Annotated in this window: 16 protein-coding genes; 11 read left to right on the top strand and 5 right to left on the bottom strand. The window is 60.7% G+C overall.

The window, feature by feature from the left end:
- Positions 1–1,196: 1,196 nt before the first annotated feature.
- Positions 1,197–1,787 (bottom strand): zinc ribbon domain-containing protein, encoded by a 591-nt coding sequence (locus JQ611_RS07910; RefSeq protein ID WP_212465095.1) that lies wholly within the window; start codon positions 1,785–1,787, stop codon positions 1,197–1,199.
- 335 nt (positions 1,788–2,122) lie between these two features.
- Between JQ611_RS07910 and JQ611_RS07905 the strand changes: the two genes are divergently transcribed.
- The 5 genes from JQ611_RS07905 (at position 2,123) to JQ611_RS07885 (ending at position 4,661) form a co-directional block, all read left to right on the top strand.
- Positions 2,123–2,545 carry a hypothetical protein gene (locus JQ611_RS07905; RefSeq protein WP_212465094.1) on the top strand — a complete coding sequence of 141 codons (423 nt, stop codon included), beginning with the start codon at positions 2,123–2,125 and terminating at the stop codon, positions 2,543–2,545.
- On the top strand, positions 2,542–2,811 hold the full coding sequence (locus tag JQ611_RS07900; protein WP_212465093.1) for a hypothetical protein: 270 nt from the start codon (positions 2,542–2,544) through the stop codon (positions 2,809–2,811). Before JQ611_RS07905 ends, JQ611_RS07900 begins: the two co-directional genes overlap by 4 nt.
- Positions 2,808–2,987, top strand: a complete 180-nt coding sequence (locus JQ611_RS07895) for a hypothetical protein (RefSeq protein WP_212465092.1) — start codon at positions 2,808–2,810, stop codon at positions 2,985–2,987. The genes JQ611_RS07900 and JQ611_RS07895 overlap by 4 nt, the downstream gene beginning before the upstream one ends.
- Before the next feature lie 278 nt (positions 2,988–3,265).
- The gene (locus JQ611_RS07890; RefSeq protein ID WP_212465091.1) at positions 3,266–3,430 is read left to right on the top strand and encodes a hypothetical protein; all 165 of its coding nucleotides are present in this window, start codon (positions 3,266–3,268) and stop codon (positions 3,428–3,430) included.
- Between the two features lie 184 nt (positions 3,431–3,614).
- On the top strand, positions 3,615–4,661 hold the full coding sequence (locus tag JQ611_RS07885) for a site-specific integrase (protein WP_212465090.1): 1,047 nt from the start codon (positions 3,615–3,617) through the stop codon (positions 4,659–4,661).
- A gap of 270 nt (positions 4,662–4,931) precedes the next feature.
- Here JQ611_RS07885 and JQ611_RS07880 read toward each other — a convergent pair whose 3' ends face one another.
- The 3 genes from JQ611_RS07880 to JQ611_RS07870 form a co-directional block, all read right to left on the bottom strand.
- A complete protein-coding gene (locus JQ611_RS07880; RefSeq protein ID WP_212465089.1) occupies positions 4,932–6,527 on the bottom strand; it encodes a Calx-beta domain-containing protein in 1,596 nt (531 codons plus the stop codon).
- Positions 6,528–6,944: 417 nt separating this feature from the next.
- A complete protein-coding gene (locus JQ611_RS07875) occupies positions 6,945–7,709 on the bottom strand; it encodes a Crp/Fnr family transcriptional regulator (protein ID WP_212465225.1) in 765 nt (254 codons plus the stop codon).
- A gap of 146 nt (positions 7,710–7,855) precedes the next feature.
- Complete coding sequence (locus tag JQ611_RS07870) at positions 7,856–8,206, bottom strand: hypothetical protein (protein ID WP_212465088.1); 351 nt, start codon at positions 8,204–8,206, stop codon at positions 7,856–7,858.
- A 110-nt stretch (positions 8,207–8,316) separates the two neighbouring features.
- On the opposite strand from JQ611_RS07870, the gene JQ611_RS07865 reads away from it, so the two are divergent.
- The 3 genes from JQ611_RS07865 (at position 8,317) to JQ611_RS07855 (ending at position 11,296) form a co-directional block, all read left to right on the top strand.
- Positions 8,317–8,694, top strand: a complete 378-nt coding sequence (locus JQ611_RS07865; RefSeq protein ID WP_212386444.1) for a hypothetical protein — start codon at positions 8,317–8,319, stop codon at positions 8,692–8,694.
- A gap of 103 nt (positions 8,695–8,797) precedes the next feature.
- Positions 8,798–9,769, top strand: coding sequence for a family 16 glycosylhydrolase (locus JQ611_RS07860; protein WP_249133015.1), 972 nt, complete (start codon positions 8,798–8,800; stop codon positions 9,767–9,769).
- Positions 9,770–9,826: 57 nt separating this feature from the next.
- Positions 9,827–11,296 carry a GH1 family beta-glucosidase gene (locus JQ611_RS07855; protein WP_212465087.1) on the top strand — a complete coding sequence of 490 codons (1,470 nt, stop codon included), beginning with the start codon at positions 9,827–9,829 and terminating at the stop codon, positions 11,294–11,296.
- 108 nt (positions 11,297–11,404) lie between these two features.
- Here the strand turns inward: JQ611_RS07855 and JQ611_RS07850 are convergent, their stop codons facing one another.
- Positions 11,405–11,641 carry a hypothetical protein gene (locus JQ611_RS07850; protein ID WP_212265240.1) on the bottom strand — a complete coding sequence of 79 codons (237 nt, stop codon included), beginning with the start codon at positions 11,639–11,641 and terminating at the stop codon, positions 11,405–11,407.
- Positions 11,642–11,742: 101 nt separating this feature from the next.
- On the opposite strand from JQ611_RS07850, the gene JQ611_RS07845 reads away from it, so the two are divergent.
- The 3 genes from JQ611_RS07845 to JQ611_RS07835 all read left to right on the top strand — a co-directional run bounded on the left by JQ611_RS07845 (position 11,743) and on the right by JQ611_RS07835 (position 15,408).
- Positions 11,743–12,063 (top strand): hypothetical protein, encoded by a 321-nt coding sequence (locus JQ611_RS07845; protein WP_212465086.1) that lies wholly within the window; start codon positions 11,743–11,745, stop codon positions 12,061–12,063.
- A 246-nt stretch (positions 12,064–12,309) separates the two neighbouring features.
- Positions 12,310–13,026, top strand: a complete 717-nt coding sequence (locus JQ611_RS07840) for an outer membrane protein (RefSeq protein WP_212465085.1) — start codon at positions 12,310–12,312, stop codon at positions 13,024–13,026.
- 237 nt (positions 13,027–13,263) lie between these two features.
- The gene (locus tag JQ611_RS07835; RefSeq protein WP_212465084.1) at positions 13,264–15,408 is read left to right on the top strand and encodes a methyl-accepting chemotaxis protein; all 2,145 of its coding nucleotides are present in this window, start codon (positions 13,264–13,266) and stop codon (positions 15,406–15,408) included.
- The last annotated feature ends 40 nt before the right edge of the window (positions 15,409–15,448 follow it).

Raw genomic sequence — 15,448 nt, 5'->3', positions numbered from 1 at the left:
ATCTGCAATCACGCGAATAATGTTGCGCGCTCTGCGCGGCGATATGGCGCCGCTATCACCCAGCATTTTGGCGAGTCCAATCAAGGCCGCGTGGTTAGTGCCCGTCATGCGGGCCAAGGCCTCAAGTGCGCTGTCCATTTTTGTGCCCCCAAAAGGGCATCCTTTCGCAACCAGAGCGGGCGAGCAAGCGCTAAGGTGTTGCGCGACGGTGTTCTCAGGTGAGGCGAACCGTGGTACTGATTCGTATTCTTCGGGGGAGGATCGAATGCGTATCGCCCTGCCTTATACTGCGATAGCAACTTGCATATTGATGAGTACCTGGCTCGCAATTTTTGCCCTTCGTTAGATGATCTAGCTCCAATCCTCCTCGGTCTCCCGCCTCACGGCTTAGATGGGGGCTTGGCTATTATTGTTTCGCCGCAGGAGGGGTTGCTTCAGGAACCGGCGCTGGCGCGGAGGGCTCGTCCGGGGGTGCGGTTCCCCGAAGTTCTGACGCCGCCGCGCAGTTGCCGGCCCAAAGCTTGGTCCCCTTGACCGTTCCGACGAGCTTGCAGCCTTCTGCTGCTTTTGGCTTCACCTGAACCAGCGGCTTTTGGCCCACCTTCGGCGGCGAAGGAGCCTGCGCCATCGCGTTCGCCGAAAAACATGCCGCGGCTAGAATGATCAAAACTCTCATCATCATTTTCCCTGAAAAACGGCGGCCTGCAGGCTGAGAACGATGTTTTGAAAAGGTTCGTGCTAGCCTTATGGTTTCTCAGCAGGACACGCTATCACGGATGCCTGCTTATTCCGGCAAGCCCAATCGTGATACGCGGCCCACCCCTGCGCCGCGGCGCCGACGCCTCCGACAACAGTGAAGATCGCCACAACGACGGCAATCCAGAACTGGCTCCATGTTAAATCTAGTCGGCGTCCAATAATTTCGACGGGCTTACCGTCCCAATGCAGGCGGCCATCCGCGTCTATGCCCAAACCATCCGCCTCAGCCATCGCGATCGGTCGCACGTTTCGAGGCCACGCCGACGGATCAGGGCGTCGAAGGGGTATCCGCCGAATTTGGTCTTCGCGTTCCCAGTTCTTCCGGACGCGTGCTTCCTCTTCGGTTTCCAACTATTTCCCCTTCGCCTTCAGCCCCGCAGACAGTACCCGCTCGCCGTACCGCGATCCCGCGTTCAAGTGTGTCGATCGACATAACCCTATTTTTCGACTTTGGGTAACCGGCCTTCAGAAACTCGGACGCTCAACAGGGCCTTCTTTGCAGGATCGTAATCGCAATAGTATCTCATGATGGTCCACGCGCCAAAACCGTTTTGAAATTTTACGGTGTCGCCGGCCAGTGTGATCGTCTTCGCCTGCCTATCGCGCCAACTGTACTGAGTGAATATCCCGTCGATTGCCCAATTGGTCCATTCGAAACTGTGCTTTGCTTGCCCTTCGACATTATCGCGGCATGACTTTTCGGCATCCCGTTTGGAGACTTTGGCCAAGCAATCCAATTCTTCGCCGCATGACAGGGCGTTGTTAGCAGCAGCGGCGGCTGGCAGGCCCAACGACGCCTCGTCCTTCTTTTCATCTTTCTTGGCAGAAAACAGCACTACTGTGGCAATCAGGACTAAAGCTAATATTCCAAAAAACTTGTGAGATCTTTCGGGGAGAATAGTTTTAGGTTTTTTGGCCGAAGGGGCTGTTACTTTGGATTTGATAGATTGCGGCATGCCGCAACTGGGGCATGTGGATGCCTGATCGCTGATTAATTTTTTGCACTCGCTACATGCAATGAGCGCCATCAGTCATTTCCCCTTCGCCTTCAGCCCCATGTCTCGCAGGGGCCTCCTCATCAAACCGTTCTCAATAAAGAGCCGGAGGGCCTGGGATCGGGTTACGCCGCTAGCCTGGGCCCATTTTTCCAAATCGTCGATTAGCACCTGGGGTACCCGGGCGGTCAGGACAGGATCCTTGCCGGTTGCGGGGCGGCCAGACCCAGGTCGCGCGCCACCGTGCTTTTTAGGTGTTGCCTCTTTCATGAACCTGTAATACCGTTTCCAAGCTTGCAAAGCAAGCGGCCCGCCGTGGTGCTCGACACACCGCGACAGGCCTGGCCCAAACGATTGAGGATGATTCAATGGCTCAGGTTGATTCTGAGAATAGCATAGCTATGCCAGCGCGGTCCGCTGGCGCGATCGTTAATCCCGGCCTAGCCCGACAGCAGCGGGAGCGGGAAAAGGCACTCCAGCGCCTCCGCAAGCTCCGCACGAAGGCCGCGGACGAGATCGACCGGCTACTGGCGTTCCTCGATGCCAGCGACCTAGATCCGGACCTTGAACCGTCCCTGGGCTGGACGGAGGCCGGGGCCCGATCCTATGGCAACGATCAGGGAGCCGATGATCTAGAAGCCGAACCCGAACACCTAGAGGACGGAGCCGACGACGAGCCTTCGCTGGGCTCGCATGAATTGCCGTCGGGAGCCGTGAGCTATCTGCAGTCCTACGCTCATGGGCACCTGGACGTCGAAGAGCAGTGCGACGACGAAGGGGTGATCGTATGACCGAACCAATCCACTTCGAAAGCGACGTTTGCGATGTTTGCGACATGGCGCGGGTCGTCGACACCCTGCTTGAGGAATTTCAGGAGGAGATCGGTCATCTGAACAACCCCATATTCGAAGGGATGGCTCGCAAAAGGTTGGTGGAGCATCTCGAACGAGAGGGACGGCCGTTCCTCTTCGCGGTCCACCATCTTTGCGTGATGGCTCAGGTGTTAAAGGACCACTTTTACGCCGACATTGAGCAACGGAAGGATGTTTCGGCATGACCATCCACGATTCCCCGGCCGACATTGCCCATGAAATCTTCGACCTTGCGAGCTTGCTCGGCGTCCTGCTTGCCCAACCTGACGCGGAGACAGCGATAGACGGAATGCACCGCGTCGCGCAGATCATCAGAGACCGAGCCCTCGTGCTGCGCGAGATCGAAGCCAAGGCCGAATAGCGACAAAGCCCGCCCCGGTGCACGCCCGGCGGGCTCTTTCGATCAAAGAAAGCCTACGAAATGTGGATAAATGCGCAGGCGGGGCGGACGCGCCTTGACAACCGCAACGGTCAAGCGCTTTTTGGGCATATAAGCGATAATCACGTCCGAGGGGGTAACTCCGCCGGGCGTTTTTTATTGCCGAATTCCCGCAAGAGATCAACCGCCGCAAGGCATCGAACTGTTTAGCCCGCATGGACCTTCCCGGTCCCGGCGGGCTTTTTCGTGAGGAGCGAACCATGACGCGAAAGCCGCCATCATTCCACAAGCCCGATCTTGTCCGCGCGGTCGCCGGCATCCGCAAAGCCGGTGAAGAAATCGAACTGATCGAAATCCAGCCGGACGGCACGATCAAGGTTCATACGACGCCGCGTCCCCAGGCCCTGCCTGAAAAGGCCGCGTGATGCCGCTGCGACCCGACGTGTCATGGCCCAGCTATGCCATGGCGCGCGACCTAGCCGGCACCGTTTTCCCAGTGTCGGAGGCGGTCATTCTACAGATCGCGCGAAAGAACGGGATTGGCCGCAAGATGGGCCGTGCCATCGTATTCAGCCCAGACGACTGCAACCAGCTTTATGAGGTTCTGCCGTGCCCATCCGTCTCGTTAAGCGGCCAAAGTCGCCCTACTGGATCCTGCGCGGCACCCTCCGCGGAATCCGCATTGAAGAAAGCACTCGCACTAGCGACAGATCGGCCGCCGAAGAAATCCGAGCCATCCGCGAAGCAAAAATCCTCGAAGAGTCAATCCACGGTAGTCGAGCTACGAAAACATTCGCGGCTGCCGCGTTGAGCTACCTCGAAAATGGCGGCTCGAAACGATTTACTGCGCCAGTGATCAAACACTTTGGCACGTTGCCATTAGCGCGGATCGATCAGGACGCACTCGACCAGGGAGCCAGAAAGCTTTATCCGAATGCGTCGCCGTCAACACGCAACCGACAATTTTACGCCATCGCTTCCGCCATCCTGCATCATGCTGCAGGGCGCAAGTGGTGCCCTGCCCCGATAATCGAACGGCCAAAATTGCCGGACGGAAGAATCCGCTGGCTCACCATCGATGAGGCGGATGCGCTGATAACCGCATGCAGCAACCATCTGCGACCGCTTTTGATATTCCTGCTCTACACCGGTGCTCGCGTAGGCGAGGCGTTGTGGTTGGATTGGCGCGACGTCGACCTGAGAAGGGCGCACGTCCAATTTCCGAAAACAAAGAACGGAGAGCCGCGCGGCGTGCCGCTTCACCCCCGCGCGGTAGCGGCCTTGGCTAACTTAGATGGGCGTTCCGCAGAAGTATTCCGGCGGCCTGACGGCAAGCCATATAGCCGTCCGAAGAAACCCGGCGATACATCGGCCGGGACGCGGATCAAGACGGCCTTCAAAGCGGCGTGCAGGCGGGCCGGTATAACCGACTTCCACCCGCACGATTGCCGCCACACCTGGGCGACGTGGCATTACGCCAACAACCACGACTTCACGAAGCTAAAGGTGCTGGGCGGCTGGAAAACCGACAGCATGGTTTTTCGGTACGCGCACGCAAACGTCAGTCAACACCAAGCTTCGATCGATAACTTGCCTGGGGGAAACCTAGGGGACTACAACAAGAGAAAGGCCAAAACGCATGGAAAAAAGGCTTAATACGGTGCAGGGCTATGCCCTTGGTAATGGAGAGGTCGACAGTTCAATCCTGTCTGGCAGCACCATCTTTTCCTGGAGACATCGCGAAGTTGGCAAGTCCCAGAATGCAGGTGCTGGGCATCACCTCACTGCCGCTTCCCCCGCCAAATCACAGGGCGACATGTTCGAGACGCCTCAAGAGGCTTAGCACGCTACCCGTTCTTCGCAAGCGACGGCTTGATCCCGCTCCAGCTTTCACGCCTCGCCTCGCACCGAACAGCTGACACTCGTTCATGCGAGCAAGAGTTCCTGCAGCTGCACCACGAATACGTCATATGTCCCGTTGGTATCCCCATCGACCAGGTTGGAGGCAGAGCTGGAATAGGTCACAAACGTGCCGTCAGCCGAGATCGAGGCATTGGAGCTATCGCTGTTTCCCTGCTCGCCGGCGGCGCTGACGGAGACCCGCTCGGTCGTGTCCGTCTGACGGTCGAAGACGAAGTCGTCATACGTCTCATTGGTGTCGCCATCGACCAGGTTGGAGGCAGGGCTGAAATAGGGCACGTAGCGCCCGTCGGCCGAAATCGAGGGAGCGATACTAGCGTCGTTTCCCTGCTCGCCGGCGGAGCTGACGGAGACGCGCTCGGTGGTCTCCGTCTGACCGTCGAAGACGAAGACGTCAAACGTCTCATTGGTGTCGCCATCGACCAGGTTGGAGGCAAGGCTTTGATAGGTCACGTAGCCCCCGTCGGCCGAGATCGACGGTTCGAAGCTGGCGCTGTTACCCTGCTCGCCGGTGGAGCTGACGGAGACCCACTCGGTGGTGCCCGTCTGACGGTCGAAAATAAAGACGTCAGCCTGCCCGTTGGTGTCGCCATCAACGAGGTTGGCAGCAGTGCTGGAATACGTCACGTAGCGCCCGTCGGCCGAGATATCGGAGCTGAAGCTACCGCCGTCACCCTGCTCGCCGGTGGAGCTGACGGAGACCCGCTCGGTGGTCGCGGTCTCACGCTCGAAGACGAAAATGTCATTCGTCCCGTTGGTGTCGCCATCGACCAGGTTGGAGGCATCGCTGTAATAGGTCACGTAGCGCCCGTCGGCCGAGATATCGGGGCTGAAGCTGGTGCCGTTGCCCTGCTCGCCGGTGGAGCTGACGGAGATCCGCTCGTTGGTGCCTGTCTCACGATCGAAGACGAAGACGTCATAATTCCCGTTGGTGTCGCCATCGACCAGGTTCGAGGCGAGGCTGAAATAGGTCACGTAGCGCCCGTCGGCCGAGATATTGGGGCTGAAGCTGGCGTTGTTACCCTGCTCGCCGGTGGAACTGACGGAGACCCGCTCGGTGGTGCCTGTCTCACGATCGAAGACGAAGACGTCATTTATCCCGTTGGTGTCGCCATCGACCAGGTCCGGGGCATCGCTGTGATACGTCACGTACCGCCCGTCGGCTGAGATTGAGGAGTCGAGGCTGGAGCCGTTGCCCTGCGTGCCGTCGCTTGCGACCGAGATGCGCTCGACTGCGGACGAGTCATCGTTCTGGATCGTGCCGGTCGCGCTGGCGGTGCCGATCCGGGCCCCGGTGGGACGGGAGAGCGTGACGGTAAAGGCTTCGTCCGTCTCGATCTGGCTATCGCCCGCGACCAGGATGGTGATCGTCTTCGAGGTCTCGTTCCGCGCAAACGTAATCGTGCCGCTCGGCCTTACGCCGCCGGTGAAATCATCGGGCTGAGCGCCCGTGACGGTATAGTTTACTGAAGCAGTGCCTCCCGACGGCCCCGCGCGGGTGACTGTAAACGTGAACGCGGTCGTGCCGGTGTTACCCTCGGGCTTGACGGCGTCCACAGATGCAACGGCAAAGGTCGGATTTGGGCTGGAGGGACGCGGCATCGCACGTCTCCATGCTTCAAATTTTGGGTAAGGCAGTTCGGCCGCTCACCATAAAATGTCGCGGCGGCTAACCATATCTATCGAAGGATGTATACTTACGTGCCGATGTTCGGTCGAACCGAAGAAGCGCGTCAAGGGAGCGTCTCAGGAGGATGTGCGGGATTTCGGGAACAGCGTGGCAAGCTGCTCGCTTCCATCATTGGCCTTCAAGGACAGATGGCTCGCCGCGCCCTGATACACACAGGTGTCGCACGACCGGTTCTACGAATGGCCTGTCCTACCAAGCGTCTCGGCTCCAACAACTGGTACTTCCGAAAGCCTATCCTGTCCGATGTTAAAGCGATCTTGGCCAAGCTGCCAAGGGATCAGCGGCCACCACACTGGTACAAAGACCACGTCATGTGAGGTTGAAAACGATCATACACCGTGGAGTTTGTCGGCCGACGCAAAATGCGGGTGCGACCCCACGACTTCATGCGGGACGATCCGATCGGTTGCACCGCGTATGATGTCGTAGCATTCACAGGTTGCTTCGTCGAGCCGCGCCCTGTCGATTTCGACCAAGCCTCGCCGAACGGATCTGATGGCACCCAAGGCGCGGAGTTTGGCAATCACCTGCGTCACGGTCGTTCGTCGCACCCCGAGCAATTGCGAAAGCGTCTCCTGCGTTAATGGCAGGATGTTGTTGTCCTCGGTTCGATCGTGCAGGTGAAGCAGCCACCGGGCCATGCGGGCCTCGACCGAGTGCAGTCCGTTGCACGCTGAGACGTGCTGGAACTGCATGAGTATCGACCTCGTATGCGCCTCGACCACATGTCTGATGGCGCCGCTCTTCATGTAGGCTCCATGAAACCGCGACACGGAGATTTGCGATGCGGTGCCGCCCACCCGCACGACCGCCGTCACGGACGACATGAAAGAGGGTCCCAGCACCGATAATGCGCCGATCGCTCCCTCGCGCCCGATTACCGCAGTTGCGATCGTTTCTCCGCGCGGAAGGCCGAGCATGAAGGAGATGGCACCGCTATGGGGAAAGTAAACATGGTCGCGTCGATCTCCCGCCCGTATCACCACGGCGTCCTGTTCAAGCGACACCTTCTGGAGATGGGGGGCGAGCAACGCGAGGTCTGCCAACGGCAACGCGGCGAGAAGACGATTACCGGCGCTCGCCGAACGGCCCATCACGAGAGACTTCCTCCCTCAGAAGAACACGCAGCTCTCCTGGAATGTCTTTGGCAGGAATGTCTTCTGCGCTGCGCCGACACTAACTCCACTTTCATCGCGCCGGCTTCGAACGGCCGTCATGGATACGACATTTGCTGAGTACCTTAACGCGCCATGCCAGTAAAGCTGAGGCGAACCTTGAGGAACCACAGACGTTCCACCTTTGTTCCGCAAGGATTAGCCAAAGACACCGTCAGTTCAATCCTGTCTGGCAGCACCATTCCTGGCACTGTCTCACTCGAGACATCGCCGCGCTCAAAGATCTGCGCGCACTCACCCTCTATTCTGTCCCGAATGCCATCTCGATCAGCTTCGAGCGATCTTGTCCGATGCCTTGATAAGATCGACCAGCGTGTGGCCGAAAACGGTTTTGAGTTGCGATCGGCTAGCGACGCCCGGGGATCAGGCTCGGTGATTGTTGCGCGGTTTGCTTGACCGCCCGTCGCGATGCCCATCAATTCGGCATCGTTGCTCCACACGCCACGCGCGCGTCCAATTCCGGATTATGATAGCCCTCATTTGGGGAGACCTTGATCGGGTTTGCATGAAAATGAGGAAGTTGACTATGCGCTTTTCCAAAGTCGCGGCCCTGGCGCTGATCGTTGCAGCCACGAGCGTGGCGCCGGCATCTTCGGCGCCGGCCGCTTCTGACTGTTCGGCATCAACGACACTGGCGAATTGGGGCGAGAACTCGACCGGCGACATTGACATCGCGGCCGGGGAAAGCTGCGTGTTTCCGATCAAGATACGCGGCACGGTGACCAGCTCTGAAATTTCGCAAAAGCCGGCACGCGGCAAGTTGAAGAAGCTCGACGCATCCACTTACGAATACAGGGCGAAGGCGAAATACAAGGGGAGCGACACTTTTGTGATCAAGGCAACGGGCAAGGGGCCGACGGCCTCCGGCACGTCGGTCATTACGGTGAACGCGACGATCAAATAGCCGCATCCTTTCGCTTCCGCGATCTGCTATGTGTTTCGCCCGTCGACTTCAGCGCATGCGCGAACCCCGGGATTCGTATGCGCGAACCCTGGGGATCAAGAGGTTGAGGCCGCACGCTCTCGCATTGATCGGCTGTCTTTTCACGGCCATGCCGGCTTTTCCGCAAAGCGATCCCACGCTGGCGCTAGCCGCGCTCACCTTGCAGGTGCCGGCCCGCGCGCTCGGCGATCAGTGCCGCAAGATCGAAGCTGATGATCCGCTGGTGCCGGTGTCGCTGCATCGGACCTTCCACGATGATTTCGACGTGCATCCGCTGGTCGAGGCACGGTGGGTACCGCACTACGCCGGTGGCGCCGCCTGGCCGCAGTCGCGCTACTGGGGCGGCGAAGGCTCCGATTTCAAGCGCAAGACCAGCTATAATGGCGAACAGCAGATCTACGTGGATTCGGTGTATGGCGGCCGGGGCACGGTGCCGCTCGGGCTCGATCCGTTCCGCGTCCGGGGCGGCATACTCTCGATCATCGCCAGCAGGACTCCGCCCGACTTGCGGTCCCTGCTGTTCAACAATGAATATATCTCGGGCATCCTGACGACGCAGAGCAAGTTCACGCAGAAGTACGGCTATTTCGAAATGCGCTCCAAGATACCGGCCGGCGTCGGCGTGTGGCCGGCGTTCTGGATGCTCGCCGATGACGGCGGCTGGCCGCCGGAAATCGACATCATGGAGGGCCGCGGACAGCAGCACGACAACATCGTCATGACCACGCATTGGCGGATTCCGGCCACCGGACGGGTCGAGCGCTGCGGGTTCGACTTCATGGTCGCCGACACGCGGAGCGAATTCCACAATTATGGTGTGCTGTGGCAGCGCGACCGCATCATTTATTTCATCGACCGCCAGCCGGTGTCGGAGATCAAGGTCCCGGTCGGCTTCGACGCTCCCATGTACATGATCGTCAACCTTGCGATGGGCTCGAAAACGATGGAGGGCGTCGGATTCGTCGACGGCCTGTCTCCCAATGTCGTGGAATTCGAAATCGACCGGATTTCGGCTTATCAAATTGATGCATACTGATCATTGCAACCGGCCGGGACGCGCAAGCCGGCAGCACCGAAGCTGACGGAGAACGTAATGTCCGGGAAATTCTCGCGCCGGCAATTTGCCAAGCTGGCGGGCTTCTCCGCGCTTGGTCTGGCGGCGACATCGGCTGACGCGGCGCCCAAACAAAAGCCGGCCGCCGACCCGCACGCCCCTGCCCGTTTCCCGAAGGACTTTCGCTGGGGCACCGCGACATCGGCCTATCAGATCGAGGGCGCGGTCAACGAGGACGGCCGCGGCCGTTCGATCTGGGACACCTTCGCCCACACCCCGGGCAAGATCGAGGACAAGACCACCGGGGACCGCGCCAACGAACACTATCATCGCTACAAGGAAGACGTCGGCCTGATGCGCGATCTCGGCGTCAAGCACTACCGCTTCTCGATCGCGTGGCCGCGGGTGTTTCCGGAAGGCACCGGCAAGCCCAATCCCAAGGGCCTCGATTTCTATAACCGCCTGCTCGACGAACTCCTGGCCAAGGGCATCGAACCCTACGCCACGCTGTATCATTGGGACTTGCCGCAGGCGTTGCAGGACCGCGTCGGCGGCTGGCAGTCCACTGACACCTCAAAGGCGTTCGCGGATTACGCCGGCTATATCGCGGAGCGTTTGACCGACCGCGTCAAAAACATCTTCACGCTGAACGAAGCCGGGCGTTTCCTGAATTTCGGCTACGAATGGGGTATCGACGCGCCCGGCCTCAAACTGCCGGCGGCGGAATTGAACCAGGCACGGCATAACGTCGTCCTCGGCCACGGCCTTGCGGTGCAGGCGATCCGCGCCCGCGGGCGCGCCGGCACCAAGGTCGGCCCGGCCGAGAACATCGCGACCTGCGTGCCGGCCTTCGACACGCCCGAAAACGTCCGCGCCGCCGAGATCGCGACCCGCGAACTGAACTCGGGCCTGCTCGGCGTGATGCTGGAAGGCAAATACACCGACGGCTTCCTCGAATATGCCGGCAAGGACGCGCCGAAATTCACCGCCGACGAATTGAAGATCATCGGCTCGCCCAACGATTTCGTCGGCCTCAACATCTACGCGCCGCAATTCTACATCGCAGCGTCAGACAAGAAGCCGGGCTGGTCGGTGCTGCCCTTCCCCGCCTCGTTTCCGCACATGAGTGCCGACTGGCTGCGTATCGGTCCCGAAACGATCTATTGGGCGCCGCGGCTCGCGGCCAAGGTCTGGAACCTCAAGACGATCTACATCACCGAGAACGGCACCTCGTCGGAGGACAAGGTGCATGCCGACGGCAAGATCTACGATCTCGACCGCATCATGTACCTGCGCAATTATTTGCGGCAGTTGCAGCGCGCCGTGGCCGAGGGCGTGCCGGTCCGCGGCTATTTCCTGTGGACGCTGATGGACAATTTCGAATGGATCTACGGCTACGAAAAGCGCTTCGGGCTCATCCACGTCGATTTTGAAACCCAGCGCCGGACGCCGAAGCTCAGTGCGTCGTTTTATCGCGACGTGGTGACGCGCAACGCGATCGGCGCCTGAGGCCGCCTAGAGCCTTTTCCGTTCCGATGGAATCGGAACGGGGCTCTAGATTCCTGTCTTGACGCGTTTTCTTGACGCGAACCGGTGTCCACTTCGCTGGAAAACGCTCTAGTGATAGCGCACCAGCTGCGGCTGGGGCATCGAAGTCTCGTGTGATGGCGCGCGATCACCTTTGACTGCCACAGTCACGGCGCGTTCATGCCGCACGGTCCGCGATGATTCGTGGCTGATAAACATGCTGGCGGCGCCGACCATCAAGACGACATAAAGGCCGAAGATGCCACCGACCCAGCGCCAGTAGATCCGGCGGCTGTCGGGGGTAAGGCTTTCGATCAAGCTGCGCATGACTGCCTCCTCCTCGAGGAACTGATGGCGCTGCGTATAGCTTGCACTCCGGCCCCGGTGTGTGACGTACTTCACAGAAGCCGCTTTAAAATGGAGAACCCGTGACCGGTCCGGAACTGAAGAAACTGCGCGAAGACCTCGGTGAGGCGATCGGCCAACCCCTTGGCGTAGCCAACATGGCCAAGCTCTGCGGGTTGCCGCCTGAAGACGGCGCGAACACGATTCGGAAATGGGAAGTCACCGGCCCGACCGGCCCGGTCGCCGAACTGCTGCGCATCCTGGCGATGGCCAGCGACCGCTATCCCATCCTCGACATGTTCAACGTGTTTGACCGCCATGACGTCGCCGAAAAGGACCGGCCGGCGCGGCGGCAGGCGTTCCGCGAGCAGATGCGCGGCGACGTGCGGCGGCGCATTGCCTAAGGCAAGCTTCCGCGCCGCGCCCGAGAGACCCGATTTTAAGGCTTCATTAAGCTGGCCTTAGGACGCCGTTAAGCACAGAAAATAGGGCTTCATTAAGCACAAAAAACGTTTGTTCTCCAATGGGTTGGGTAATCGATCGGTGTGCCCGGCAAGTGACAGCATTTTATTCAAAAGCTGTCTAACTGCACGCCATGGACGGCGCCCGGCATGTGGCGCCTCCCAACGATTTTCCGGAGACCCACGACCATGAAGAAGTTCCTGCTCGCTATCGTCGCTCTTGCAGCCCTCGGCGCGGCGTCCCCGGCGCTCGGCGCCGACATGGGCGCACGGCCCTACTACAACAAGGCGCCGGCCTATGCCGCGCCGCTCTACAACTGGACCGGGTTCTATCTCGGCGCCCATATCGGCGGCGCGTTCGCGAGTAGCAACACTTTCAACGGTCTCGTGCTCAGCGACCACAGCGCCCGCCTGCTCGGCGGCGTGCAGGCCGGCGCCGATTATCAGTTCGCGCCGAACTGGGTCGTCGGCGCCGAGGGGCAGTACAGCTGGCTCGGCGACAACAACCTCAATGCGATTTTCCCCAACGGCTTGGTCTATAACCACGATCGGCGCGCGATCGCGTCGATCACCGGCCGGGTCGGCTACACCTGGGGTCCGGGCATGCTCTACGTCAAAGGCGGCTACGCCTATTCGAACAATCGCGACACCCTGACCTTTGCCGGCGTGCCGGTAGCGTTCACGCTCGATAAGAATCACAGCAATGGCTACACCGTCGGCGCCGGCGTCGAATACATGTTTGCCCCGAGCTGGTCGGCCAAGGCCGAATACATGTACTACGATTTCGGCACTACCCGCTTCGTGACCCCGGTCGCGCTGGTCCCCTTTGGCACCTTCCATAACGACGAGCATACGTTGAAGGTTGGCGTCAATTATCGCTTCAACTTCGCAGGCGCGCGCTACTGATCGCTTCTACAGGGAGGCGCGAAAAGGCCGGCTTGAACGCCGGCCTTTTTGTTTGCGGCATGTTGTTTGCGCCATGGCGTTTTCCAGCGAAGCGGCTGCCGATTTTCAAACATTGTTCGATGGCGGGCCAGCGCTCAAATCGCGAAAAGCGTCCGCATTTTCCCGACTTGTTAACCGGGTACCACGATACTGCCGCGCGGGGAATCATCCAGGGATAGCGGGACGGGGCGGCGGCAAATGGCGTTACGATTCAGCATCGGCAAGATCAGGCTCAAGGGTTTCAGCTTTCCGAAATTCGGCGTCAGAGGCAGCCTGTTTGCCGCCTTCGCTGTCATCGCCGGCATGGCGATCGTGATCAGCGCCGGCGCCGGCCTGGTGCTCGGACATCTCGGCGGCGCCATGGTCGACCTGAGCGGACGGGACATCCCCCGCCTCGCGGCCAGCCTGCAATTGTCGGCGGAAAGCGCCAGTCTTGCCAGCCAGGGCCCGGGGCTGCTCGCCTCCCGCAGCGAGGAGATGCTGAACGAACGCTCCAAAAAAATGCAGGAGACCCAGCGCATCACCCTGCAAAGGCTTGCCGAGATCACCAAGCTCGGCGCCAACAAGGATACCGTCGCAGCCCTCACCGAGACGGTGAAGAACATCGAGGACATGATCAAGAGTCTCGGCGGCGCGGCACGCGAACGGCTGGAAACCGGCGCCCAGCACGAAAAACTGTATGAAGCGCTGCGCACGGCCCAGGCCGCGTTCGTCAAGGCCGCCGCGCCCGCGATGGTCGACGCCCAGACCCAGCTCAGCAGCATCTTCGGCGCCGCCAGCTTCAATCAGGACGAAGCCACCAAGGCGGAGATAACGGTCGAGCAGATCAGCGACATCATCGCCGCCGGCAATCTGACCGCATTCAACATGATGGCCGCGCTTTCATCCGAGAGCAGCGACACGCTCGAGAACATCGAGAAGCAAACCCGCATTGCGCAGCAGCGCGTGAAATCGAACCTCGACCAGCTTCCCAAGGGTTCTCTTACGACGGCGCTGAGCAACGCCTCGAAAGCCCTGCTGGCGCTCGGCGAAGGCAAGACCGGCGTCTTCAAGGTTCGCCAGAAGGAACTGGACGCCACGGATTACGGCCAGACCATCCTGGAAGAAACCCGCAAGCTCAATGTCGGCCTCGGCATCAGCGTGCAGCAACTGGTGGACGGGGTGCGCGGCGAGACCGACGCCTCGACCCAGCAGGCGGGCAAGGAGATTTCACTGGCGACCACGGTCATGCTCGCGCTCGGTGCGGCCACCCTGATCGGATCGGTGCTGTTCGTCTGGCTCTATGTCGGCCGCAACATTCTGCGGCGCATCGGCAATCTGCAGCGTTCGATGCAGCTGCTCTCCAGCGGCGACCTCGAATCGGAAATCTATCAGTCCAGCCAGAAGGACGAGATCGCGGCGATGGCCAATTCGCTGCACGTGTTCCGCGAGAGCATGATCCAGAGCCGGGCGCTCACCGCCGACCAGGACCAGGATCGCATCGCCAAGGCCGAGCGCGCCTCCCGCATGGAAGCCCGCATCGTCGAGTTCGAAACCACGGTGCGCACGGCGCTGGACAGTTTGCAGGAAGCGGCCGGCTCGATGCAGACCACCGCGCAGAGCATGTCGGCGACCGCCGATCAGTCCAGCGCGCTGGTGAGCGCGGTGGCCTCCGCCGCCGAGGAAACCTCGGTCAACGTGCAGACCGTGTCGTCGGGCACCGAGGAACTGTCGTCGTCGATCGAGGAAATCGGCCGCCAGGTCGTCACCTCGGCGGAGATTGCCCGCAAGGCGGTCGAGGAAGCCGGCGCCACCGATGCCACCATGCAGGGCCTGGCCGACAACGCCGCCCGCATCAGCGTGGTGGTCGATTTGATCCAGACCATCGCCTCGCAGACCAATTTGCTGGCGCTGAACGCCACCATCGAAGCCGCGCGCGCCGGTGAAGCGGGCCGCGGATTCGCCGTGGTCGCCTCCGAGGTCAAGAGCCTCGCCACCCAGACCGCGAAGGCCACCGACGAGATCCGCCAGCAGATCGTCAGCATGCAGACGGTGACGACATCGGCGGTGTCAGCGATCCGCAGCATCTCTACCACGATCGGCGAGATCAACGACGTCACGACAGCGATCGCGGCGGCGGTAGAGGAGCAGGGCGCGGCGACGCGCGAGATCGCGCGCAACATTTCGCATGCCGCCGGCGGCACCAGCGAGGTTTCCAGCAACATCGTCGGCGTCTCCAGCGCCTCGACCGAAGCCGGCTCCGCCGCCAGCGAGGTCTTGACCGCCTCCGGCGCGCTCCGCCGCGAAGCCGACGTGCTGCGCGCGGAAATCGACGCGTTTTTGGGGAATATCCGGGCGGCTTAGATGGCTGTCGTCATTCCGGGATGGTGCGTTAGCACCAGAC

The sequence above is a fragment of the Bradyrhizobium sp. AUGA SZCCT0182 genome, assembly GCF_018130185.1.
Classification (GTDB): domain Bacteria; phylum Pseudomonadota; class Alphaproteobacteria; order Rhizobiales; family Xanthobacteraceae; genus Bradyrhizobium.
Note: the sequence above shows the minus strand (reverse complement) of the source record. Positions and strands in the feature narration are given on the sequence as shown.

What these genes read in the sequence shown, in the direction of transcription:
- JQ611_RS07850 (WP_212265240.1), bottom strand. Translation starts at nt 11,641, where the DNA reads ATGCGCAGCTTGATCGAAAGCCTTACCCCCGACAGCCGCCGGATCTAC.
- JQ611_RS07840 (WP_212465085.1), top strand. Translation starts at nt 12,310, where the DNA reads ATGAAGAAGTTCCTGCTCGCTATCGTCGCTCTTGCAGCCCTCGGCGCG.
- JQ611_RS07900 (WP_212465093.1), top strand. Translation starts at nt 2,542, where the DNA reads ATGACCGAACCAATCCACTTCGAAAGCGACGTTTGCGATGTTTGCGAC.
- JQ611_RS07895 (WP_212465092.1), top strand. Translation starts at nt 2,808, where the DNA reads ATGACCATCCACGATTCCCCGGCCGACATTGCCCATGAAATCTTCGAC.
- JQ611_RS07835 (WP_212465084.1), top strand. Translation starts at nt 13,264, where the DNA reads ATGGCGTTACGATTCAGCATCGGCAAGATCAGGCTCAAGGGTTTCAGC.
- JQ611_RS07905 (WP_212465094.1), top strand. Translation starts at nt 2,123, where the DNA reads ATGGCTCAGGTTGATTCTGAGAATAGCATAGCTATGCCAGCGCGGTCC.
- JQ611_RS07890 (WP_212465091.1), top strand. Translation starts at nt 3,266, where the DNA reads ATGACGCGAAAGCCGCCATCATTCCACAAGCCCGATCTTGTCCGCGCG.
- JQ611_RS07910 (WP_212465095.1), bottom strand. Translation starts at nt 1,787, where the DNA reads ATGGCGCTCATTGCATGTAGCGAGTGCAAAAAATTAATCAGCGATCAG.
- JQ611_RS07865 (WP_212386444.1), top strand. Translation starts at nt 8,317, where the DNA reads ATGCGCTTTTCCAAAGTCGCGGCCCTGGCGCTGATCGTTGCAGCCACG.
- JQ611_RS07870 (WP_212465088.1), bottom strand. Translation starts at nt 8,206, where the DNA reads ATGGGCATCGCGACGGGCGGTCAAGCAAACCGCGCAACAATCACCGAG.
- JQ611_RS07875 (WP_212465225.1), bottom strand. Translation starts at nt 7,709, where the DNA reads ATGGGCCGTTCGGCGAGCGCCGGTAATCGTCTTCTCGCCGCGTTGCCG.
- JQ611_RS07880 (WP_212465089.1), bottom strand. Translation starts at nt 6,527, where the DNA reads ATGCCGCGTCCCTCCAGCCCAAATCCGACCTTTGCCGTTGCATCTGTG.
- JQ611_RS07855 (WP_212465087.1), top strand. Translation starts at nt 9,827, where the DNA reads ATGTCCGGGAAATTCTCGCGCCGGCAATTTGCCAAGCTGGCGGGCTTC.